This is a genomic window from Micromonospora sp. DT228, from assembly GCF_049841595.1.
In the GTDB taxonomy this organism is placed as follows: domain Bacteria; phylum Actinomycetota; class Actinomycetes; order Mycobacteriales; family Micromonosporaceae; genus Micromonospora.
On the sequence record NZ_JBNCKO010000011.1, the window covers coordinates 65227 to 85744 of the forward strand.

Consider the following 20518-nt stretch of genomic DNA (forward strand, 5'->3'; position numbering starts at 1 on the left):
TGAGCGTGTGGACGCTGCCGCGCCTCGCTCGGCCGTGGGAGGAGGCCCCCCGAAGGAGGGAGGCATCGTCGGGTCGGCGCGACGAGGGTGCTGGTATGCCCGCCTGCAGAGATCCGCGTTGGGCGTACGGCGCCCTCGCCTGGTTGATCTTCTTCGTGGTGTCCCACGTGTTCCTGGTGTTCTTTCCCGGTGACGACCCGACCGGTGACGGACCCTGGAGCATGCGGGCCTACGTCATCTTCAACGTCGTGCTCATCTCGGTGTCGGCCGTCGGGGCGGTCGTCGTCCACGCCACCGTCCGTCCCTGGGCTCGACGCCTTCCCCGCTGGCTACTCCTGCCGCCGCTCCTGTGTGGCAGCATCCTGCTCGTGATCCGGGGCGTTCCCGGGATGGTCGAGAACCTGCTGATGGTCAGCGGCGTCCGTCGCGGCGGCTTCGTCGGCGCCGACGACATCTCCACGACCGAGTTCTGGACCGGCCTCGGCATCAACACCTACTTCTTCCTGGGGGCCGTGCTGCTGGTGGGGGCAACCGTCTCCTACGGCCGCCGGACGCCCGGATCCCGCGTGCGTTCGCCGTCGGACCGTCCCGCCGGTACGCTGCATCGGCGAACTCAGCCACCTCCTCGCGCACGGTGAGCGCGGCCACGCAGCATCGAGCCTTCCTGTAACCGCAGACGAGAGGCGGACCACGACGTGACGGCGGTACCAGGCCAGCTGCGCTCGACCGCGGATCCGGCGGGCGCCGGGCAGGAAGGGGCGGACGAGGATCTGCGGGCGTTGTTCGGGCAGTCCACCGCCGTCTTCGCCTCACTGGCCGGGCCGGAGCATCTGGTGGAGACGGCGAACCCGGCGTTCGTCGCCGCCATCGGCGAAGAACGGGCTCGCAGCGGGGTCGCGCTGGCGGATCTGATGCCCGAGCTGGCCGGCCAGGGCTTCATCGCTCTGCTGGACCAGGTCTACCGCACGGGTGAGCCCTACACCGGCAGCGATGTCCGGGTCGTGCTGGGCACCGGCCCGCAGGCGCGGGAGGCGTTCTTCGACTTCACCTACGAGCCGCGCCGGGACGTCGCCGGTCAGGTCTCCGGGATCCGGGTGCTCGGGGTGGAGACCACCCAGGTCAAGCAGGCCCAACGGCTGATGGCCGAACATCGCGCCCTGTTGGAGCAGATCGCCCGTCAGGCACCCCTGACCGAGGTGCTCGACGGGATGGCCCGCTGCATCGAGAATCTCGCACCGCAGGAAGTGTTCGTCTCCGTGCTCCTCGCCGATGCCGACGGCCGGCACCTGCGCCACGGCGCCGCACCCAGCCTGCCCGACTTCTACAACGAGGCCATCGACGGGATCGCCACCGGCGAAGGCGTCGGGTCTTGTGGCACCGCCGCCCACCGCCGGCAGCCGGTGATCGTCACCGACATCGGCACCGACCCGTTCTGGGACGAATTCCGGCACCTGGCCGAGCAGGCTGGCCTGTCGGCCTGCTGGTCCACGCCGATCCTGGCCCGCGATGGCGGCCTCCTGGGCACCTTCGCCATGTACCACCGCACCCCGCGCGCCCCGCAGGACTCCGACCTCGCCCTTGCCCGGGTCTTCGCCGGCACCGCCGCCCTGGCCATCGAGTGTCACCACAGCGAGCAGGCGCGCCGAGCCGCCGAAGCACGCGCCAGGTCCGCCCATGACGAGCTGGCCAAGGTGGTACGCGTGGAACGGGAGCTGCGCGCCGAGGCCGAGCAGCGCGCGAGCGTCGCCGCGGAACTCGCCGCCCGGATGCGCGCCGCGGCGGCCGCGCAGGCTGCCATGCCGCACCCGGAGCACTGCGAGCTCGGCGGCGCACTGGGATGCACCGCCCCGGCCGGGATCAAGATCGCCGACTCGTGGGGCGACGCGGCGTGGGGCTGCTCCGCCCACGTCGAGGAAGCCATCCTCAACGTACGGTCGGTCTTCATCGCCAGCGAAGAGCTCGGCGGCCTGGCCGCGTACCTCAGGCGCTAGGTGTTCTGCCCAGAGAGAGGTTGGGGACGCGGGCGGCGCCGGCGGTGACCGCGTGCCGGGGTAGTGTCCGCGTCGTGCTGCGGCGGTGGATCCTGGCGATCGTGATGGTGGCGTGCGGCGTGCTGGTCCTGGTGACGCAACTGGCCGCCGGTCTGCCCGCCGTCGGCGGCGTCGAGTTGGTGGTCTTCCTGGCGCTGGCATTCGTGCTGTCGCCGTGGGCGTTCCCCCGCTCGGTGGACGCCGCCGAGGCGCAACGGGCCAGCGCGGCGGACGGGCGGCCGATCGTGTACTGGCGTCCCGGGTGTCGTTACTGCCTCCAGCTCCGGTTCGCGCTCGGCCGGCTCGCCGGGCGGGCGCACTGGGTGGACATCTGGCAGGACCCGGCAGGTGCCGCCGCGGTCCGAGCGGTGGCCGGTGGCAACGAGACGGTGCCCACCGTCGTGCTCGGCGGTCAGGCCGTGGTGAACCCCGACCGGGCCTGGCTCCGCGAGCAGCTCCACTCGGGCTGAGCATGCCCGAGACGCAGGTCATCATCTTCGGCAACCCGCAAACGGGCACGCCGCTCGTGCAGGCCCGTCCCGAGATCTCCTTGGCGGTCGAGGGTCGCTGAGCACGCCCCCGGCGCAGCCGCTCAACGAGCTCGTCCTGGCCTTCACCTTCCTCAACATCTTCGCCATCGTGCTGGCCGCCCTGACCTTCGTGGCGCTGCCGAGCCTCGATGTCGGGCTCGTGGCGTCGGTGATCGGGTTGGTGCTGCTGCTGGTCAACCTGAGCGCGTACCTCGCCTTCCGGCGCCAGATCAACGACCCGGGTCGAAACCCGCGCGCGTCATCGTCGGCGTCGACGCGACCCTGATCTGCTTGCCGAGCTGACCGGGCCGCGTCGCGCGTGATCGGTTCAGGTGGCCGTCGGCACCGCGTCTCGGTCCCGGGTGCTGGTCCGGTGAGTGGCGACGGCTCCCTGGCGCAGCAGCGGCAGGAGCTGCGTGCCCTGGCGATCGATCTCCGGAAGGTAGGGCGTGTCGGAGAGCACGAAGTGCGTGATGCCGAGACGCTCGTACCTGCGCAGTGATCGCGCCACGTCCTCGGCCGAGCCCACCAACCACGTGGTGCCGGCCCCACCACCGCCGTACCTGCCGGGTGCGGTGTAGAGGTTGTCGTCGAGCACGTCTCCGCGCGCGGCGAGGTCGAGCAACCGCCGTTGGCCGACGGCGGCCTGCCAGTGCGGGTTGCGCTCGATGCCGCCGCTGCGGCGCGCGAGTTGGGCAACCTTCGCCTCGGCATCGGCCCACGCCTGCTCGGTGGTGTCCCGGACCAGGGTGGTGACCCGTAGCCCGAACTCCAGCGGGGCGTGCTCGCGCCCCAGCTTCTCGCCGAGCTGCCGCAGCCGCCCGATCCGCTCGGCCACGCCGTCGAGTGGCTCGCCCCAGAAGAGCTGGACGTCGGCCTCGGTGGCGGCCACCTCCTCGGCGGCGGCCGAGGCGCCACCGAAGTACAACGTCGGGTGCCGGCGCTCGCCCCGGACGACCGGTCGGGGCGCCAGGGCGGAGTCGGTGACGCTGAAGTGCGCGCCGCGATAGGTGACCCTCTCGGTGGTCCACAACCTGCGCGCGATCTGGATGAACTCTCTGGTCCGGGCGTACCGTGCGGCCTGGTCGCCGTCGCTGTCGCCGTACGCGGCCAGGTTGTCCTTGCCCGACACGATGTTGACGAGCACCCGCCCCTGGGTGAGGTGGTCCAACGTCGCGGCGGCAGCGGCGAAGTGGGCCGGACGCCAGTAGCCGGGCCGGATCGCGATCAGCGGTTGGAATGTCGTCGTGCGGGCGGCCAGCGCGGCGGCGACGGTGAAGGTGTCGGGGCGACTCCAGCCGGTGCCGATGAGCGCGCCGGCCCACCCGTGCTGCTCGATGGCTCGGGCGTGACCGGTCAGGGTGTCGAGACTGTTGTGGTGCTGGACGACGTCGTCACCGCGGTGGCCGGGTTCGACCTGGTTGGGGATGTACCAGAGGAACTTCGAACTCACCAGCCGCTCCTTCCGCCGCGACGCCGTTGTGCCGGGTCGGTCAGCGACGGTGGTTGGTATCCGGCGTCGGCGGGGTTCAGCGTGGTGCCCGGCGGGACGATGGCGTCGATGCGGTCCAGCACGTCGCGGGACAGGGTCACCTTGGCCGCGCCGCGCTGTGACTCCAGATGGGTGAGCGTGCGCGGGCCGATGATCGCCGACGTGACGGCCGGGTGCTCCAGGACGAACGCGATAGCCAGGTGGATCAGCGACACTCCGGCGTCGTCGGCGAGGGCGGCCAGCTTGTCGACGGCGGCGAGCTTGGCGGCGTTCGCGGGCCGCGTCGGGTCGAACCGGGCGGGGAGTCGGTCGGCCCGGCGGGAGATCGGGGTGTCGAGCCCGCCGTGGTAGCTCCCGGAGAGCCAACCACCGGCCAGCGGACTCCACGGGATCACCGCCAGCCCGTAGCGCTGCGCCACCGGCAGCACCTCGCGCTCGACCTCGCGGGCCAGGATCGAGTACGGCGGCTGCTCGCTGACCACCCGTTCCCGGCCGCGCCGCTGCGCGATCCACTGACCCTCCACGATGGCCGACGGCTCGAACGTGGAGGTGCCGATGTAGCGGATTTTGCCCTGGCGAACCAGGTCGCTGAGCGCGCCCAGGGTCTCGTCGAAGTCGGTGTCCGGCTCCGGCCGGTGCACCTGGTACAGGTCGATCCAGTCGGTGCCCAGCCGGCGCAGGCTGTTCTCCACCGCCCGGACGATCCAGCGGCGGGAGTTGCCTTGGTGCTGCGGGTTGTCGCCCACCTGGCCGTGGAACTTGGTGGCGAGGAAGACGTCGTCGCGACGCCGTCCGGCGAGGGCCTTGCCGACGATCTCCTCCGACTCGCCGTGTGAGTAGACGTCGGCGGTGTCGATGGCGTTGATGCCCGCGTCGAGCGCCCGGTGGATGATCCGGATGCCCTCCTCGTGGTCGGGGTTACCCCGTTGGCCGAAGTTCATCGCGCCCAGCGTCAGCGAGCTGATCCGCACGCCGGTGCGTCCGAAGGGTCGTTGGTCGACCATGGTTCGTCCTCTCCTGGTGGTCAGTGGGAAGCGGCGGCGAGCCGCCGGGCGGACTGGTTGACCGGGCGGGGCAGCCCGTAGTGGTCGCGAAGGGTGGTCCCGGCGTATTCGGTGCGGAACAGGCCCCGGCGCTGGAGGATCGGCACGACCTGGTCGACGAACGTCTCCAGCCCGGACGGCAGCACCGGCGGCATGATGTTGAAGCCGTCGGCGGCGCCACTGCGGTACCACTCCTCGATGGCGTCGGCGACCTGCTCCGGCGTGCCGGCGAAGGTACGGTGCCCGCGTCCGCCCCCGAGCCGGCCGATGAGCTGGCGGACGGTCAGGCGTTCCCGCCGTGCCAGGGTGACGATGAGCGTGTACCTGCTCTTGGCGCCCTGGATCTCGTCCTCGCTGGGCAGGTCGGCGGGCAGTTCCTTGTCCAGGTCGAGGTCTTCCGGTGCCACTCGCAGTGTGGTGGCGAGCTGGGCTCTCGCGTACTCCGGTTTGATCAGCCGGTCCAGTTCCTCCTCCAGCGCGCGCGCTTCCGCCTCGGTGGCGCCGACCGCCGGCACGATGCCGGGCAGGATCTTGACGGAGTCCGGGTCGCGGCCGAACTGCGCGGCACGCCGCTTGAGATCGCGGTAGAAGCCCTGCGCCTCGGCGAGCGTCTGCTGAGCGGTGAAGACGGCCTCGGCGTACCGGGCGGCCAACTCCTTGCCGTCCTCGGACGACCCGGCCTGCACCAGCAGCGGGTAGCCCTGCGGTGAGCGCGGCACGTTGAGCGGTCCGGCCACCCGGAAGTGCCGTCCGACGTGGCGGGGCGGATAGAGCAGGCTGTCGTCGCCCCACCGGCCGGCGTCCTTGTCGCCGAGTGGCGCGTCGTCGTCCCAGCTGTCCCAGAGCTTCAGTGAGACCTCCAGGAACTCGGCGGCTCGCTCGTAGCGGTCCCGGTGGGCGGGCAGCTCGTCCAGGTTGAAGTTGCGGGCCGCGTCCACGCCTGCGGTGGTGACGATGTTCCACCCCGCCCGGCCGCCGCTGACATGGTCCAGCGACGCGAACCGGCGGGCCAGGTTGAACGGCTCGTTGTACGTCGTCGAGGCGGTCGCGATGAGCCCGATGTGGCGTGTCGCGCCGGCCAGCGCGGTGAGCAGCACCGTCGGTTCGAGCGTGCCCGCCGGCCGCCGGCCGATGCTGTTCCAGAGCACCGGGCTGTCGGCGAGGAAGAGCGAGTCGAGCTTGCCCCGCTCGGCGATGCGCGCCAGGCGCGTGAAGTGCGCGACGTCGGTCTGCGCGAACGGGTCGCTCTCCGGCAGCCGCCAGGCCGCCTCGTGGTGGCCGACGCCCATCAGGAACGCGTTGAGGTGCAGCATGGTCATCCCTCCGTCGGGTCGACGCCGAGTGCGCGGAGCAGGGTTTCGCGGTACGCGAGGAATTGCGGCTGCCGGTACGAGCGGGGCGTCGGCAGGTCGATGGCGACGTCGACGGCGATCCGGCCGGCGTCGAGCAGCAGCACCCGGTCGGCCAGGGTGATCGCCTCGTCGACGTCGTGGGTGACGAGCAGGACCGTGGGCCGGTGCCGGACGCACAACTCGCGCAGCAGGCCGTGCATGCGGAGTCGGGTCAGCGCGTCCAGCGCGCCGAACGGCTCGTCGGCGAGCAGCAGGTCCGGCTCGGACACCAGCGCCCGGGCCAGCGCCACCCGTTGCTGCTCGCCACCGGACAGCTCGTTGGGCCAGGCCCGCTCCCGCCCGGCCAGTCCGACCTCGGCGAGTGCCGCCTGGCCGCGCTTGTAGGCGTCCGGTCCGCGCAGGCCGAGAACGACGTTGTCCAGCACCCGCTGCCAGGGCAGCAGGCGGGCATCCTGGAAGACGACCGAGGAGTTCTCCGGCACGTCGACCAGGCCCGAGCCGGTGGCGTCGCCGTCCAGGCCGGCGAGCGCACGCAGCAGGGTGCTCTTGCCCGAGCCGCTGCGGCCCAGCAGCGCGACGAACTCGCCCTCGCCGATCTCCAGGTCGAACCCGTCCAGGACGGCCCGATCCCCGAAGCCGCGGATCAACCCCTCGACCCGGACGGTACGGGTGGCGGTCAGTCCGCCATGGTGCGTCGCCATGACAGGGCCCTCCTCTGCACGAGTCGGACGGCACCGTCGGACAGCAGTCCGAGCAGTCCGTACAGCACGAGTCCGACGATGATCACGTCGGTCTGGCCGTACTCGCGGGCCAGGTCCATCATGTAGCCGATGCCGCTCGTCGAGTTGATCTGCTCGACGACCACCAGGGACAGCCACGCCCCGACGACCGCGAACCGCATGCCGAGCAGGAAGCCGGGCAACGCTCCGGGCAGCACGATCCGGCGGATGAAGGCGGTCTGCCGCAGTCGCAGCGACTCACCCAGCTCGACGTACCGGCTGTCGATGGTGCGCAGCCCGTTGTGGGTGTGTATGTAGACGGGGACGAACACGCCCAGCGTGATGGTGATGACCTTCATCTGCTCGCCGATGCCGAACCAGAGGACGAGCAGCGGGATCAGCGCGAGGGCCGGGATGGCCCGCTTGATCTGGATCGGACCGTCGAGGATTGCCTCGCCCCACCGGCTCAGGCCCGCGAGCACGGCCAGCACCGTGCCGACGACGGTGCCGATGGCGAGGCCCAGGCCGGCGCGCTGCGCCGAGACGATCAGGTTGTCCTGAAGTCGCCCGTCGGCGATGAGGTCACCCGCCGTCGTCACCACGGTCCAGGGCGCCGACAGGGTACGGGGGTCGATCCAGCCGCCCGCCGAACCGGCCGACCAGACCGCCAGCAGCAGGAACGGCCCGATCGCCGCCCCGAACGGGATGGGGCGACCCGGCTTCAGCCGACGCCGTGGGCGACTGGCGGGTACCGTGGTGGCCGGTCCGGGCCGGGTCAGTGTCGAGGCGGTCACTTGGCGCCTCCCGCGGTCAGTGCCTGTGCGGCGACGGATTCGTACCGTCGGTCGTACAGGCTCTCGGCCTTGAGGGGCTTGTTGCCCGTCTCCCTGGCCAGCAGATCGATGGTTTCCTGGTGCCGGCCGATGGCCTCGGTCCAACTGGCCGGGATGTCGGCGAGGCCGGCGTTCTCCACCAGCCACTTGCCGTCGTCGCGGTTCAGCCCCTGGTCCTTGACGTAGTACCGCTCGATCCACTCGTCGGGATTGGCCTCGCGCCACCGCCAGGCCCGCGCCCACACCTGCACGTACTCGCGGATCGCGGCCGCCTTGGCCGGGTCGCCGAGCACGGTGACCGGCGCGTACAGGTGACCGGGGTCGTCCCGCAGTCCGTGCGCGATCGCTGTCGCGCCGTCCCGGGCATACTTGGTCTCGTAGCGTTTGATCTGCACGCCGCCGATCGGCGCGACCTCGACCTGGCGGCTGGCGAGCGCTGTCGCGTAGACGTCGCCGGTGCTGGGCAGTTCGACCAGCTTGACGTCCCTCTGGCCGAGGCCGGCCTTGTGCAGCACCCGCAGCACCAGCGCCCCCTGTGCCTGCCCCGGGCTGTACGCGATCTTCTTGCCTCGCAGGTCGGCGAGGGTGGCGACCCGGACGCCGGGTGCGATGCCGAGCCGGTAAAGGGCGTGGTTGAGCGGGTCCTGGCGGTACTTCGAGGCGACGATCTTCGTGGGGATGTTCGTCCAGTGCGAGTGGATCGGCGGGATGTCGGCGACCGCTCCGATGTCCAGCGCCTTCGCGCGGAATGCCTCAAGGGTCTGTGGGCCGCCGCTGATGTTCGCCCACTCCACGTCGAAGGTCAGCTTCTCCGCCTCTCCGGAGAACTCGATCGCCTTCTGGTGCTCCTTGTCTCCGATGACGAGCTTGGTGCCCTTCGGCACGGCCTCCGGCAGTGGCGCGCCGGCGGCCAGGGTCACGGCGGGTGCCTCGTCGCCGGCGCAGGCGGTCAGGCCCAGCGTGACCACGCCGAGGGCGGCCGACAGGATGGCCCGGCGATCCAGGAGGGGTGGTGACGTCACTTGCGACTCCTTCGTAGCTGGTTGCACGACGGGACCGCGCCCCACGTGGTCGAGGGGCGGCGCCGTCGCCGTGACTGCCGATCGGCGGCTCGGCGAGCACGATCGTGTGCTCGCCAGCGGGCACCCGCCGGGTGATCGGCTCGGCGCGCATCTGTTGATCGGTTCGAGGAGGCGGCTGCCGGTCGTCGTCGAGCCGGCGGCGCCGCGCATGGGGGAGGCGGGTAACGCTCGCTCAGCGGCAGCAGCCGCAGGCGGCGGTCCAGCCGCGGCAGCATCCCCGCGACACCGCGATGGCGGTGCCCCGAAGCAGGGTGTGCTGGCTGGTCATGGGTACGACGCTAACCCACAATTCCTACGTGTCAACTAGGATTTCATGCGCTGGGACGCGCGCGGTGTGACAATGTATAGAAATATGTAGATCTACTGCGGAGGGCGCACACCCGACGCCGGGTCACAGCCGAGGGAGCCAGCGACATGACCATGCCACGTCGACGCCGCGTACCCGCCACGGTCCTCGCCGCCGTGTCCCTCCTCGGGGCGGGGGTGCTCGCCGGCGGCGGTCCGGCCCGCGCCGCCGATCCGCCGCACCGGGTGGACAACCCGTACGCCGGCGCCCGGGTCTACGTCAATCCCGAGTGGGCCGCCCGCGCTGCCACCGAGCCCCGCGGTGCCGCGGTCGCCGGTCAGCCGACAGCCCTCTGGCTGGACCGGATCGCCCGGATCGAGGGAACAGCCGGGGTGCTGGGCCTGCGCGAGCATCTGGATGCGGCAGTGGCCCAGCACGCCGACCTCGTCCAGGTGACCCTCTACAACCTGCCGGCCCGCGACTGCGGTCGTCGGGCCCCGCAGGGGGAGCTGTCGATCGAGGACCTCGGCCGCTACCGGGCCGAGTTCGTCGACCCGATCGTCGAGATCCTCGCCGCTCCCCGCTACGCCGACCTGCGGATCGTCGCCTTCGTCGAGCCGAACTCGCTGCCCAACCTCGTCGTCAACACCGGCTCCCGGTACACCGCCACCCCGGCCTGTGACGAGGCGCGGGCACGTGGCACCTACCAGCAGGGCATCGGCTACGCCCTGGCCCGGCTCGGCGCCGTGCCCAACGTCTACCCGTACCTGGACATCAGTCACCACGGCGAGGTCGGCTGGTCGGAGGACTCCGCCGAGCTGACAGCGCTGCTGCTGCAGGCCGCGACCGCCGCCGGCAGCACGGTGACCACAGTGCACGGCTTCGTCGCCAACACCGCCAACTACTCGGTCCTGCGCGAGGATTACTTCCGCGTCGACGATGTCGTGAACGGCCAGCCGGTGTACCAGTCGAGGTGGGTCGACTGGAACCCGTTCGTCGACGAGGCGCCCTACGCGCAGCACATGCGTGCCCAGTTGACCGAGGTGGGCTTCTCGTCGCAGGCGGGTGTCGTGGTCGACACCTCACGCAACGGCTGGGGTGGCCCGGGCCGCCCCACCGGGCCGGCGACCGCGAGCGAGGTGAACCGGTATGTCGACGGCAGCCGGATCGACAGGCGGGCCTTCGCGTGGAACTGGTGCAACCAGGTGGGCGCCGGCCTCGGCCCCCGGCCCGTCGCCGAACCGGAGCCGGGCATCGACGCCTACGCGTGGGTCAAGCCACCCGGCGAGTCCGACGGCACAGCGGGGAATCCGGGCCTGGGTCAGCCGTACGAGCCGCTGTGCGACCCGAACTACGTCCCGCCGCGCAGCTCCCCGTACGACACCGGGGCGATGCCGGCCGCCCCGCCGTTCGGCGAGTGGTTCCCGGCGCACTTCGGGCAGCTGCTGACAAACGCCTGGCCGCCACTGTGACAGTGCTGCGGAGCGCCGACCATCGGCCCCCGGTCAGCCGCTCACCAGAACGCCCGCGCGGTACACGGCGAGCGGGCGGCGCAGCACGGTGATGTCGCTCGTCGGGTCGCCGTCCACGACCAGCAGATCGGCCTCGAACCCGGCGCGGATGCGGCCCTTGCGCCGCCCCAGGCCACACACCTCGGCCCCGATCGAGGTGGCCGCGGCAAGCGCGACGGTGGCGGGGATGCCGCACGCGACGTACTCGACGAGCGTCTCCGGCAGGATTCCGTGCGGCTTCGCGGGGCCGAGACCCGCGTCCGAGCCGGCCACCAGGCGGACCCCGGCACGGTGCAGGGTGGCGATGCCGTCGCGCAGCGTGGCCTCGCTGAGCCCGGCCCGCGCCGCCATCGCCACCACCTCAGGCGGTGTCACCACGGTCGGGTCGGTGCCGAGCGTGGCACAGACCGTCACGCCCGACGTGGCCAGGCGGTCCGCCAGTTCGGCGGGCACCTGGGCGCCGGTCGCGGTCACGCACGTGCAGTGCTCGATGCCGTCCACGCCGACGCGTACCGCCTGCTCGACCGCGCTGAGCGCGTGCGCGTGCGCGGTCACCGGCAGGCCGAGGTCGTGCGCCTGGGTCAGCGCGGCGGTCAGCTCCTCGTCGGTGAACTGCGGTCGGGTCGTGTCGGTACCGGGGGTGAACACCCCACCGCTGGCCATGACCTTCACCAGGTCGGCGCCGGCGTCCGCCCGCAGGCGCACGGCCGTGCGGATTCCGTCGACGCCGCTGGCCTCGCCCCCCAACGACCAGCAGTGTCCGCCGACGCTGGTGACCGGCGCACCCGATCCCAGCACCGTCGGCAGGTCGTCGCGCAGCCCCCGGCCCCGCCAGCGGAGCACGGCGTCGCGGCGGTCGCCCAGGTCGCGGACTGTGGTGACGCCAGCCGCCAGGTGCGCGCGCAGCGACGCCTCGACGACCCCGTCGAGGTCCGGCTCGGGGCGCTCGGCGAGCCGGCCGAGCGCGTCGGACCCGGCGTCGGCGCACAGGTGCACGTGCGCGTCGACCAGGCCGGGCAGCACCGTCGAGTCCGGCTCCTCGCGCACCAGCCAGCCGTCCGGCGCCTCGGCCCGACCCCGGTGTACGTCGGCGATGCGGCCGTCGTCGAGCAGGACGAGCACCCCTCCGTCCACGAGTCGTTCACCGTCGAACATCCGCGCCGCCCGGACCGCGTGCCGTGTCATTGACCCTCCCCGTGGGTTGAACCGTCTCGGTCAGGCTCTCAGCTGACGGCGTCGCGCGGGCACCCGGTCGTCCGCGGCAGGGTGTGGCTGCTCCACCCTGGCCTCAGCGATTACCAGGCGCCAGCCGGACCGGGTCGTCGATTGTGGTGCCGGTGCGGGTGGCCCGTGCCGCGCCCCAGTCGTACAGGGCCTGCAACACCGGGGCCAGGCTCAGTCCCTCCTCGGTGAGCCGGTACTCGACGTGCGGTGGCGTGGTCTCGCGGTCGTGCCGCAGGATGAGCCCGTCGGCCTCCAACTCGCGCAGACGCTGGGTCAACATCTTCTCGCTGACCCCCGGCATCCGGCGGCGCAGTTCGCCGTAGCGGTGTACGCCCTCCTTGAGGTGGGCCAGGATCACCGGCCGCCACTTGCCGCCGATGACGTCGACGGCGAACTCCACCGGGCAGTGATAACGCTTGGGCATCGTGGCCTCCCTCGGGGTACGCACCAGATGGTGCGTACTTGATCGCCGCCGCTGCGGGTGTTGGGCTGTCCCCATGGTCATCGAGTACATCAGGTACCGGGTGCCGCAGGAGCGGCTGGACGGGTTCGAGGCGGCGTACGAGCGGGCCGCCGACGCGCTGCGCGCCGCGCCGGAGTGCGTGGACTACGAGTTGAGCCGCTGCCTGGACGACCCCTCCTGCTCCGTGCTGCGCATTACCTGGACGTCGGTGGACGAGCACCTCAACGGGTTTCGGGGCGGCCCGGTGTTCGGGCGGTTCTTCGCCGCGATCAGGCCGTACGTCGAGGACATCGAGGAGATGCGGCACTACCGCCGAACCGGGATCTCCGGGCCCGGCGGCGCGGCACCGCCGAGCCTGTACGAGTGGGCCGGCGGTGGCGACGCGTTCGGACGGCTCTGCGACGCCTTCTACCTCCTGGTCCGCGCCGACGACCTGCTCGCGCCGCTCTTCGCGCACATGGACCCGGCGCACGCCCACCATGTGGCGACGTGGCTGGCCGAGGTCTTCGGCGGCCCGGCCACCTACACCGCCGAGCGCGGCGGTTACCGGCACATGCTCGGGCAGCACCTGGGCCTGGCGATCAGCGAGGCGCAGCGTCGGCGGTGGGTGAACCTCATGATGGACGCCGCCGACGAGACCGGCCTGCCCGACGATCCGGAGTTCCGCGCCGCCTTCACGGGCTACCTCGAGTGGGGCACCCGGTTGGCGGTCCGCAACTCCCGACCCGACGCGGACCCGATCCGACGGGCACCGGTGCCACGCTGGGGCTGGGGTGTCGCGCCGCCGTACCGGGATGGCTCGCGGCCGGCATGACGCAGGGGGCCGAATAGGCTTCAGCGATGAGTGGCGTGCTGAGCGGTACCCGAGACTCGATGAATCCCCTTCGCCAGCTCACGATCGATCAGCTCCGCGAACGGACGAGCCTCAAGTGGCGGGAGTACCCCGCCGATGTGCTGCCGCTCTGGGTCGCGGAGATGGACGTGCCACTGGCCGAGCCGGTCGCGGCGGCGATCACCGACGCGGTCGCGCGCGGCGACACCGGCTACACCGCCGGGACGGCGTACCCGCGGGCGCTTGCGGATTTCGCCCGGCGGCGGTGGGGTTGGGACGGGCTGGCGGTGGAGCGCACCGCGTTGGTGCCCGACGTGATGCACGGCGTCGTCGAGGCGCTGCGGCTGGTCACCGAGCCGGGGGACGCGGTGGTCGTCAACTGTCCGGTCTACCCGCCGTTCTACGAGTTCGTGGCGCACGCCGGCCGCCGGATCGTGGAGGCGCCGCTCGGCGCGGACCTGCGGCTGGACCTCGGCACGCTCGAGGACGCCTTCCGGCAGGCTCGGGTCGGCGGGCGACCTGCGGCGTACCTGCTGTGCAGCCCGCACAACCCGACCGGCGTCCTGCACACCGCCGACGAGTTGGCCGCCGTCGCCGGGCTGGCGCAGCGGCACGGGGTGCGGGTCGTCGCCGACGAGATTCACGCCCCGGTGGTGGGTGGGGGAGCGCGCTTCGTGCCGTACCTCTCGGTGCCCGGCGCGGAGAACGGCCTGTCGCTCATGTCGGCCTCCAAGGGGTGGAACCTGGCCGGCCTGCGCGGCGGGCTGCTCGTCGCCGGCCCGGCCGCGGCCGGAGACCTCGCCCGCGTTCCGTTCGAGGCCAGCGTCAGCACCAGTCACCTCGGCGTGATCGCGCACACCGCCGCCTTCCGCGACGGCGGCGAGTGGCTCGACGCCCTGTTGACCGGCTTGGACGACAACCGTCGGCTCCTCACCGCGCTGCTCGCCGAGCACCTGCCGGCCATCAGTTACCAACCCGGTCAGGCCACATATCTCGCCTGGCTCGACTGCCGCACCCTCGGCCTCGGCGACGACCCCGCCGCGGTGTTCCTCGACCGTGGCCGGGTGGCGCTCAACTCGGGTTCGGCTTTCGGCGCCGGCGGCGACGGGCACGTGCGGCTGAACCTGGCCACCGCGCCGGAGCTGATCACCGAGGCGGTACGCCGAATGGCGACAGCGGTCGCCGGCTAGGCCGGACCACCACCGTCGCCGAAGGCCCATCCCACCAGGACGATCCGCGCCCGGCGGCGGGTCGCTTACGGCTGGCCCTCTTTGGCGGGGCCGGAGGGGTCGACCTCGGGGCCGTCCAGCAGTTGTCGCAGGGCTTGGTCGAACGCCCGCCGAGCGCTCGGGGCAAGGTGCGCAAAGAGTTGCCGGCCCACGTTGCCGGCGATTTGCTGCGCCTCGTCGATGCGCCGGCGGCCAAGGTCGGTGAGATGGATGGTGTGGGCACGACGGTCGGTCGGCACCGCTCGGCGTTCGGCCAACCGCTGCCGCTCAAGATCGTCGACGATCCGGCCCAGTGCTGACTTGTCGAGATCAAGCAAGGTGGCGAGTTGGCGTTGGGTGAGCGGACCACGGCCGTGGAGGACGGCCAGGACCGCGAAGTGGCGTTCCTCGAATCCCAGGGGCCGAAGCGCCTCATTGAAAATCTTCTGACTTCGCCGGTGAATGGTGCTGATCTGCATGGCCGTGATGACGTCGGCCGGCAGGAAGGTGAGCCGGGAGGCGTCGGCCGGGGATCGTGCAGCACTCATGCCTGGATCATAGGGCCGCCACCAGATAGGCTCGACTGAGAACTTCTCGATCGAGCCTATTGGAGGAGCTGTGGTGCCAGATGCGACGAGTGGGGCTACCGCGATCGACCGGACAGCCGGCGCGGACGCGCGGCACTCACCCGGGCCCAAGGGGCGATCGGCCCGGTTGCGGACGGTGATCGCGCTGACCTGGGCACTTGTGGTCGAGCACACGTACGCGCTAGTGACCCCGCCCTACGAGTTCGGGATTCCGCACGCGTTTCACCTCAGCTTCGGGATCGCGTACGCCTGGCTGGCGCTCCGACTACACGCATGTCGACGCTCGGACCAGGTGTTGCTGACCGCGCTGCTCGGCGTCCAGCTCGTCGGCAGGTTCTTCGTCTTCGCCGCGATCACCCATACCTGGGTGAGGGTCATCCTCGTACTGGGCGCGCTGCTCACCATCGCCATTGCCGCACTACTGTGGGCGGCCGGCGGCTCCCGACTACGCAGACGCTGACCAGCGGCAGACCCAGCGGCGTGACGACGCGGTCCGGCCAGTAGCCCGGACCGCGTCGTCATTCAGAACGGCAGGGTTCTCCTCCGATGTTTCGGTCTCTCGGAACGGGTATTCAGGCGCACCGGCGCGGCCGTGGGTGGAACAGTGTCACGGAGTAAGGGAGTGCGTGTTATGTCTGATCCGCAGCCCACAATCGTTCTCGTGCACGGCGCGTTCGCCGAGTCGGGCAGCTGGAACGGCGTGATCGAGCGGCTGGGCGCCGCGTACGACGTGGTGGCCGCCGCCAACCCGCTGCGGGAGGTCGCCGGCGACGCCGCGTACGTGCGGGACGTGGTACGCGGGATCGGCGGCCCGGTCATCCTCGTCGGACACTCCTACGGCGGCATGGTGATCACGCAGGCCGCTGCCGACGAACCACTGGTGCGGGCCCTCGTGTACGTCAACGCCTTCGCCCCGGACACCGGCGAGTCGGGGCTGTCGCTGTCCGGGAAGTTCCCCGGCAGCACGCTCGCCGACACGCTTGTGAAGTATCCGCTCTCCACCGGCGGCAACGAGGTGGCGATCGGCCAGGACGCCTTCCACAAGCAGTTCGTCGCGGACGTGTCGGCCGACGTCGCCGCGCAGATGGCCCGGACCCAGCGACCGATCACCGAAAAGGCCCTGGGTGACGGGCTCATCGGCGACCCGGCCTGGCGATCGTTGCCCAGCTGGTTCGTCTTCGGGGACGCGGACAACAACATCCCGGCCGCCGCGCACCGGTTCATGGCCGAGCGGGCCCAACCGCGGGGCCAGCGTGAGGTCGCCGGTGGTTCGCACGCCATGGTGGTGGCCCGGCCCAGTGAGGTCACCGAGACGATCATCGAGGCGGTCCGGGGCGTGGGCGGCTGACGTCCGATCCCGGCGGGCACGTCGTCGACCGCTGCCCCGGTCGGCCGGCGTGCCGCACGTCTGCGGCCCCGCGTCACGGCGCGGGGCCGCTGCCGTGCGCCTACCAACCGCCCGCGCCCGCTGGTTTCGAGATTGCCGCCGGACGGAATGAGCGTGTCGTATTGGCGACGGCAGATCCGAGTCGGATCCATGACGCAGGCGTGATCGAGGCCTTTCTGGCCCCCGACGCTGCGTGTTAGCCTGCCTCAACTCTTGCAGGTAAAGCCCCAATTAGGCACCGATCACCTCGGGTGATTGTTGGAGGGCACATGGACAGACTGCAGGCTCTTTCGGTCTTACGCGAGGTTGCGGTCGAGGTGCTGACGGTCGAGCCGGAGGCGGTGACCGAGGACGCCGACTTTCGCAAGGATCTCGACGCGGAGAGTCTCGACCTGGTGGAGCTTCTGATGGCGCTCGAGGACCGGCTCGGGATTCGACTGCCGCAGGACGGTCTGCGGGGGATCAACACCGTCGGGCAGGCGCTCGACATGGTGCTCGACGGCGATGCCACCGATGCCACCGAGGGCACCGGGGTGGTGGGGGAGGCCGAACGGAAGACGCCCGCCTGATGACGGGCGACAGCCCCGTCCGGCACCGGGTTGCCGTTACCGGGCTGAGCGCCAGGACGCCGGCCGGCGACACTCCAGACGCACTGTGGACGGTGCTGCGGTCCGGGCGATCCGTCATCGGCCCGATCCGCAGCTTCGACGCCTCCGGGCTCGCGACCCGCATCGCCGGTGAGATCCAGGGCTTCGACCCGACCGCCTACCTCACCGCCAAAATGGTCCGGCAGACCGACCGAGTCAGCCAACTCGCCTTCGCGGCGGCGCTCGACGCGTTCACCGACGGCGACACCAGAGACTTCGACCCGGACCGGTGTGCGGTCGTGGTCGGCACCGGCATGGGCGGATCGGACAGCTTCTACCGGCAGGTCCGCGCGTTCATCGAGAACGGCCCGGACCGGATCAGCCCGTGGGCGATTCCGATGATCATGCCGAACGCGGCGGCGTCGCTCATCGCCCGGCACCTGCGCTGGCGTGGGCCGAACTTCTGCATCTCGACCGCCTGCACGGCCGGTGCCAACGCGATCGGTGAGGGCGTCCGGCTCATCCGTGACGGCAGCGCCGACGTCGTCCTGGCCGGCGGCGCGGAGGCGGCGGTCAACCCCATCGTCGTCGCCGGGTTCGCCCGGATGCACGCGCTGAGCACCCGCAATGCCGAGCCGGAGACCGCCTCGCGTCCGTTCGACGGCGCACGGGACGGTTTCGTGCTCGCTGAGGGCGCGGCCTTCGTGCTGCTGGAGCGCCTCGACCGGGCGCTGGCCCGGGGCGCCCGCGTCCACGGTGAGGTCACCGGCTACGGGTTCAACAGCGACGCGTACCACTCCACGATGCCGCACCCGGAGGGACGCGGCGCGGTGCACTGCATGCGGCTGGCGTTGCGCGACGCCGGCGTGGACCCGGCCGACGTCGCTCACATCAACGCCCACGGCACCTCGACGACGCTCAACGACGCCGCCGAGGCGCAGGCCATCCACACCGTCTTCGGCGGCGCCGCACCGCCGACCACCTCGACGAAGGGCACGCTGGGACACCTGATCGGGGCCGCCGGCGCGGTCGAGGTCGTCGCATCGTTGCTCGCCCTGCGCCACGGCGAGATTCCACCAACGGCCAACCTGCGTACCCGCGGGTCCGACATTCCCATCGACGTCGTCGCCGACGCCCCCCGCACCGGCCGTCCCGGCCCGATCCTGTCGAACTCGTTCGCTTTCGGCGGGCACAACGCCTCGCTGGTGCTCGCCTCCGTGGACGACGGCACAGCCGTCGTCCACTCCAACTGAAGCATCCGCACCGTCCAATCGAGACAAGGTGGTCGAGGGTGAACATCCAGGCCGCCCCGGCGGGGGCCGGCAGTGTCATCGACAGCATCGGCGTCGCGCTTCCCGACCGGGTCATGACCACCCGCGAGGTGCTCGACGGGTGCCGGCGCCGGTTGGCCCTGCCGCTAGAACAGACCACCGGCATCGTGTCGCGGCGCGTCGCCGGCGACGTCGAGTACGCCCTCGACCTGGCCACCCGGGCCGCGGAGGACTGCGTCTCCCGCTCGTCGATCGGGCCTGCCGACGTCGACCTGCTCATCAGCGCCAGCATCTCGCGGGTCGACAGCCCGGACCGGTCGACCTACGAGCCGTCGGCGGCCACCCAACTGCGCCACCGGCTCGGCTGCGAACGGGCCTGGGCGTTCGACGTGACGAACGCGTGTGCCGGCCAGTTCACCGGCATCTACGTCGCCGACGCGCTCATCCGGGCCGGTGAGATCGGTTCGGCGCTGATCGTCAGCGGGGAGTACATCTCCCATCTGATGCGGACCGCCCAGTTGGAGATCGCCGACGAGCTCGACGCCCGCGTCGCCTGCCTGACGCTCGGTGACGCGGGTGCGGCGGTCCTGCTGACCCGGGCCGACGACGGTCCGGGGGGCTTCGACCACATCGGCATCCGTACCGTCGGGCGGTACCACAACCTGTGCGTGGCCGGGCCGACCGACCAGCCGCACGGTGGCGTGATCATGAAGACCGACATGATGGGTCTGGCGGCCGTCGGCATCCGGGAGATGGTCAAGCACACCCAACAGGCCCTCGCCGCCATGGGCCTGTCGCCGACGGACTTCGACCGGTTCATCCCGCACCAGACGTCGACGCTGGCGATCCAGGCCGCCGTCCGTCGTACGAACAAGGTCTTCGGCGGTGTGGTGTTGGACGAGCGGGACGTCATCAACAACCTGCCGAGGCGCGGCAACACCGCCACCACGACGCACCCGGTCGCGCTGCGCGACGCGAGCCGCGACGGGCGGATCCGGACCGGCGACCGGGTGCTGTTCGAGGTCGCCGCGTCCGGCGTCAACGTCGGCACCGCCGCGTACCGGCTGGACGGGCTGCCCGACCGGCTGGCCCGGGGGACCCGCTCAACACGGACCGCGCCCCCGCGCCCCCGCCCGGCGCCATGGCCGGACCCGGTGCGCGCCGTCGCGATCGGCCGCACCGAACCCGAACCCGCATCCGGCCCCGCAACCGGGGCCGGCCCCGCAACCGCGACCGGCCCCGACGTGACGACGCTCCAGCTCATCCGCGCCGCCACCGACGACTGCCTGCGCCGGGCGGGCGTCCGCGCCTCCGGCGTCGACCTGCTCATCCACGTCGGCGTGTACCGCACCGGCATGATCGCCGAGCCGGCGATAGCGGCGATCGCGGCGGGCGAGCTGGGCTTCGACGGCAGCACCGCAGCCACCGGCGAACTCCTCGCCTTCGACGTCACGAACGGCGCGCTCGGCATGCTCGACGGCTGCCGGATCGCCGCCGAACTCATCCGGGCCGGCAAGGCCGACACCGCCGTCGTGGTCGCCTCCGAGGTCGAGCAGCGCGAGCCCGGTGCCGCCGGGCCCGCGGTGGCCAGGTGCGGCTCGGCGGTGCTGCTGCGCCTCGACCCCGACCGGGCCAGCGGCTTCCTCGGTTTCCACAGCCGCTCCGTCGCGACGCCCGCCGCCGACCGGGGCGCCTGGGTGATGCAGGACGGCGGGCACAGCTTCATCCGCGCCACCGACCGCGTCGAGCCCGCCGCGGCGTACGCCGAGCACCTGCCCGTTGTCGTCGCCGAGCTGCTGGACCGCCTGCGGGTACGACCCGACGCGATCCGCGCGGTCGTACCGCCCTGGCTGCCACCGCCGGTCGAGCGCCGGCTGCGCGACACCTGGCCGGTGCTCGGTCCACGGCTGGCCACGCTGCCGCCCGCGCGCGACGGCGCCGACCTGTTCACCTCGGCCCTGCCGATGGGCCTGCGCGCCGTGTCCGCCGGCGGCGCATCGCCAGGCGAACTGGTGGTGGTCGTCGGCGCGAGCACCGGCATGGAGATCGGCGCCGCGCTGTACCGCATCTGAAGGGAACGC

The 20518-nt window shown here is 71.8% G+C and carries 22 protein-coding genes; 13 read left to right on the forward strand and 9 right to left on the reverse strand.

The window, feature by feature from the left end:
• Positions 1-95: 95 nt before the first annotated feature.
• The 5 genes from ACLQ29_RS22125 to ACLQ29_RS22145 all read left to right on the forward strand — a co-directional run bounded on the left by ACLQ29_RS22125 (position 96) and on the right by ACLQ29_RS22145 (position 2846).
• Positions 96-638: a hypothetical protein gene (locus ACLQ29_RS22125; protein ID WP_425773398.1), complete on the forward strand. Its 543-nt coding sequence runs from the start codon at positions 96-98 to the stop codon at positions 636-638.
• A gap of 57 nt (positions 639-695) precedes the next feature.
• Complete coding sequence (locus ACLQ29_RS22130) at positions 696-1991, forward strand: GAF domain-containing protein (RefSeq protein ID WP_425773399.1); 1296 nt, start codon at positions 696-698, stop codon at positions 1989-1991.
• A 74-nt stretch (positions 1992-2065) separates the two neighbouring features.
• On the forward strand, positions 2066-2500 hold the full coding sequence (locus ACLQ29_RS22135; RefSeq protein WP_425773400.1) for a glutaredoxin domain-containing protein: 435 nt from the start codon (positions 2066-2068) through the stop codon (positions 2498-2500).
• A gap of 2 nt (positions 2501-2502) precedes the next feature.
• A complete protein-coding gene (locus ACLQ29_RS22140) occupies positions 2503-2601 on the forward strand; it encodes a DUF302 domain-containing protein (protein ID WP_425773401.1) in 99 nt (32 codons plus the stop codon).
• A gap of 68 nt (positions 2602-2669) precedes the next feature.
• The gene (locus ACLQ29_RS22145) at positions 2670-2846 is read left to right on the forward strand and encodes a hypothetical protein (protein ID WP_425773402.1); all 177 of its coding nucleotides are present in this window, start codon (positions 2670-2672) and stop codon (positions 2844-2846) included.
• Positions 2847-2888: 42 nt separating this feature from the next.
• Here ACLQ29_RS22145 and ACLQ29_RS22150 read toward each other — a convergent pair whose 3' ends face one another.
• The 6 genes from ACLQ29_RS22150 to ACLQ29_RS22175 are packed head-to-tail and all read right to left on the reverse strand — an operon-like array spanning position 2889 to position 9021.
• On the reverse strand, positions 2889-4013 hold the full coding sequence (locus tag ACLQ29_RS22150) for an LLM class flavin-dependent oxidoreductase (protein ID WP_425773403.1): 1125 nt from the start codon (positions 4011-4013) through the stop codon (positions 2889-2891).
• On the reverse strand, positions 4010-5056 hold the full coding sequence (locus ACLQ29_RS22155) for an aldo/keto reductase (RefSeq protein ID WP_425773404.1): 1047 nt from the start codon (positions 5054-5056) through the stop codon (positions 4010-4012). The genes ACLQ29_RS22150 and ACLQ29_RS22155 overlap by 4 nt, the downstream gene beginning before the upstream one ends.
• Positions 5057-5076: 20 nt before the next feature.
• Entirely contained in the window at positions 5077-6414 is a 1338-nt protein-coding gene (locus ACLQ29_RS22160) for an LLM class flavin-dependent oxidoreductase (protein WP_425773405.1), read from the reverse strand.
• Positions 6411-7148, reverse strand: coding sequence for an ABC transporter ATP-binding protein (locus tag ACLQ29_RS22165; protein ID WP_425773406.1), 738 nt, complete (start codon positions 7146-7148; stop codon positions 6411-6413). The genes ACLQ29_RS22160 and ACLQ29_RS22165 overlap by 4 nt, the downstream gene beginning before the upstream one ends.
• Entirely contained in the window at positions 7124-7960 is an 837-nt protein-coding gene (locus ACLQ29_RS22170) for an ABC transporter permease (RefSeq protein WP_425773407.1), read from the reverse strand. The genes ACLQ29_RS22165 and ACLQ29_RS22170 overlap by 25 nt, the downstream gene beginning before the upstream one ends.
• Positions 7957-9021: an ABC transporter substrate-binding protein gene (locus tag ACLQ29_RS22175; RefSeq protein WP_425773408.1), complete on the reverse strand. Its 1065-nt coding sequence runs from the start codon at positions 9019-9021 to the stop codon at positions 7957-7959. The genes ACLQ29_RS22170 and ACLQ29_RS22175 overlap by 4 nt, the downstream gene beginning before the upstream one ends.
• 474 nt (positions 9022-9495) lie before the next feature.
• On the opposite strand from ACLQ29_RS22175, the gene ACLQ29_RS22180 reads away from it, so the two are divergent.
• Complete coding sequence (locus ACLQ29_RS22180; protein WP_425773409.1) at positions 9496-10839, forward strand: glycoside hydrolase family 6 protein; 1344 nt, start codon at positions 9496-9498, stop codon at positions 10837-10839.
• A 33-nt stretch (positions 10840-10872) separates the two neighbouring features.
• Here ACLQ29_RS22180 and ACLQ29_RS22185 read toward each other — a convergent pair whose 3' ends face one another.
• Together ACLQ29_RS22185 and ACLQ29_RS22190 are read right to left on the reverse strand one after the other, a co-directional pair.
• Positions 10873-12063: an amidohydrolase family protein gene (locus ACLQ29_RS22185; RefSeq protein ID WP_425773410.1), complete on the reverse strand. Its 1191-nt coding sequence runs from the start codon at positions 12061-12063 to the stop codon at positions 10873-10875.
• Positions 12064-12166: 103 nt separating this feature from the next.
• Entirely contained in the window at positions 12167-12526 is a 360-nt protein-coding gene (locus ACLQ29_RS22190; RefSeq protein ID WP_425773411.1) for a winged helix-turn-helix transcriptional regulator, read from the reverse strand.
• 73 nt (positions 12527-12599) lie between these two features.
• On the opposite strand from ACLQ29_RS22190, the gene ACLQ29_RS22195 reads away from it, so the two are divergent.
• The gene (locus ACLQ29_RS22195) at positions 12600-13379 is read left to right on the forward strand and encodes a group II truncated hemoglobin (protein WP_425773412.1); all 780 of its coding nucleotides are present in this window, start codon (positions 12600-12602) and stop codon (positions 13377-13379) included.
• A 26-nt stretch (positions 13380-13405) separates the two neighbouring features.
• A complete protein-coding gene (locus ACLQ29_RS22200; RefSeq protein ID WP_425773413.1) occupies positions 13406-14587 on the forward strand; it encodes a MalY/PatB family protein in 1182 nt (393 codons plus the stop codon).
• Positions 14588-14652: 65 nt separating this feature from the next.
• Here ACLQ29_RS22200 and ACLQ29_RS22205 read toward each other — a convergent pair whose 3' ends face one another.
• Entirely contained in the window at positions 14653-15153 is a 501-nt protein-coding gene (locus tag ACLQ29_RS22205; RefSeq protein WP_425773414.1) for a MarR family winged helix-turn-helix transcriptional regulator, read from the reverse strand.
• A gap of 73 nt (positions 15154-15226) precedes the next feature.
• Between ACLQ29_RS22205 and ACLQ29_RS22210 the strand changes: the two genes are divergently transcribed.
• From ACLQ29_RS22210 to ACLQ29_RS22230, 5 genes are all read left to right on the forward strand, one after another.
• Positions 15227-15652: a hypothetical protein gene (locus ACLQ29_RS22210; RefSeq protein WP_425773415.1), complete on the forward strand. Its 426-nt coding sequence runs from the start codon at positions 15227-15229 to the stop codon at positions 15650-15652.
• Between the two features lie 171 nt (positions 15653-15823).
• Positions 15824-16540, forward strand: coding sequence for an alpha/beta fold hydrolase (locus tag ACLQ29_RS22215; RefSeq protein WP_425773416.1), 717 nt, complete (start codon positions 15824-15826; stop codon positions 16538-16540).
• A 308-nt stretch (positions 16541-16848) separates the two neighbouring features.
• Positions 16849-17148, forward strand: coding sequence for an acyl carrier protein (locus ACLQ29_RS22220; protein WP_425773417.1), 300 nt, complete (start codon positions 16849-16851; stop codon positions 17146-17148).
• A complete protein-coding gene (locus ACLQ29_RS22225) occupies positions 17148-18419 on the forward strand; it encodes a beta-ketoacyl-[acyl-carrier-protein] synthase family protein (RefSeq protein ID WP_425773418.1) in 1272 nt (423 codons plus the stop codon). Before ACLQ29_RS22220 ends, ACLQ29_RS22225 begins: the two co-directional genes overlap by 1 nt.
• A 38-nt stretch (positions 18420-18457) precedes the next feature.
• Entirely contained in the window at positions 18458-20509 is a 2052-nt protein-coding gene (locus tag ACLQ29_RS22230) for a 3-oxoacyl-[acyl-carrier-protein] synthase III C-terminal domain-containing protein (RefSeq protein ID WP_425773419.1), read from the forward strand.
• Positions 20510-20518 lie beyond the last annotated feature (9 nt).

Excerpts from the sequence above, each read along its gene's own strand:
- ACLQ29_RS22125 (WP_425773398.1), top strand. The coding sequence starts at position 96 with ATGCCCGCCTGCAGAGATCCGCGTTGGGCGTACGGCGCCCTCGCCTGG.
- ACLQ29_RS22140 (WP_425773401.1), top strand. The coding sequence starts at position 2,503 with ATGCCCGAGACGCAGGTCATCATCTTCGGCAACCCGCAAACGGGCACG.
- ACLQ29_RS22155 (WP_425773404.1), bottom strand. The coding sequence starts at position 5,056 with ATGGTCGACCAACGACCCTTCGGACGCACCGGCGTGCGGATCAGCTCG.
- ACLQ29_RS22160 (WP_425773405.1), bottom strand. The coding sequence starts at position 6,414 with ATGACCATGCTGCACCTCAACGCGTTCCTGATGGGCGTCGGCCACCAC.
- ACLQ29_RS22165 (WP_425773406.1), bottom strand. The coding sequence starts at position 7,148 with ATGGCGACGCACCATGGCGGACTGACCGCCACCCGTACCGTCCGGGTC.
- ACLQ29_RS22180 (WP_425773409.1), top strand. The coding sequence starts at position 9,496 with ATGACCATGCCACGTCGACGCCGCGTACCCGCCACGGTCCTCGCCGCC.
- ACLQ29_RS22185 (WP_425773410.1), bottom strand. The coding sequence starts at position 12,063 with ATGACACGGCACGCGGTCCGGGCGGCGCGGATGTTCGACGGTGAACGA.
- ACLQ29_RS22190 (WP_425773411.1), bottom strand. The coding sequence starts at position 12,526 with ATGCCCAAGCGTTATCACTGCCCGGTGGAGTTCGCCGTCGACGTCATC.
- ACLQ29_RS22195 (WP_425773412.1), top strand. The coding sequence starts at position 12,600 with ATGGTCATCGAGTACATCAGGTACCGGGTGCCGCAGGAGCGGCTGGAC.
- ACLQ29_RS22200 (WP_425773413.1), top strand. The coding sequence starts at position 13,406 with ATGAGTGGCGTGCTGAGCGGTACCCGAGACTCGATGAATCCCCTTCGC.
- ACLQ29_RS22205 (WP_425773414.1), bottom strand. The coding sequence starts at position 15,153 with ATGAGTGCTGCACGATCCCCGGCCGACGCCTCCCGGCTCACCTTCCTG.
- ACLQ29_RS22215 (WP_425773416.1), top strand. The coding sequence starts at position 15,824 with ATGTCTGATCCGCAGCCCACAATCGTTCTCGTGCACGGCGCGTTCGCC.
- ACLQ29_RS22220 (WP_425773417.1), top strand. The coding sequence starts at position 16,849 with ATGGACAGACTGCAGGCTCTTTCGGTCTTACGCGAGGTTGCGGTCGAG.
- ACLQ29_RS22225 (WP_425773418.1), top strand. The coding sequence starts at position 17,148 with ATGACGGGCGACAGCCCCGTCCGGCACCGGGTTGCCGTTACCGGGCTG.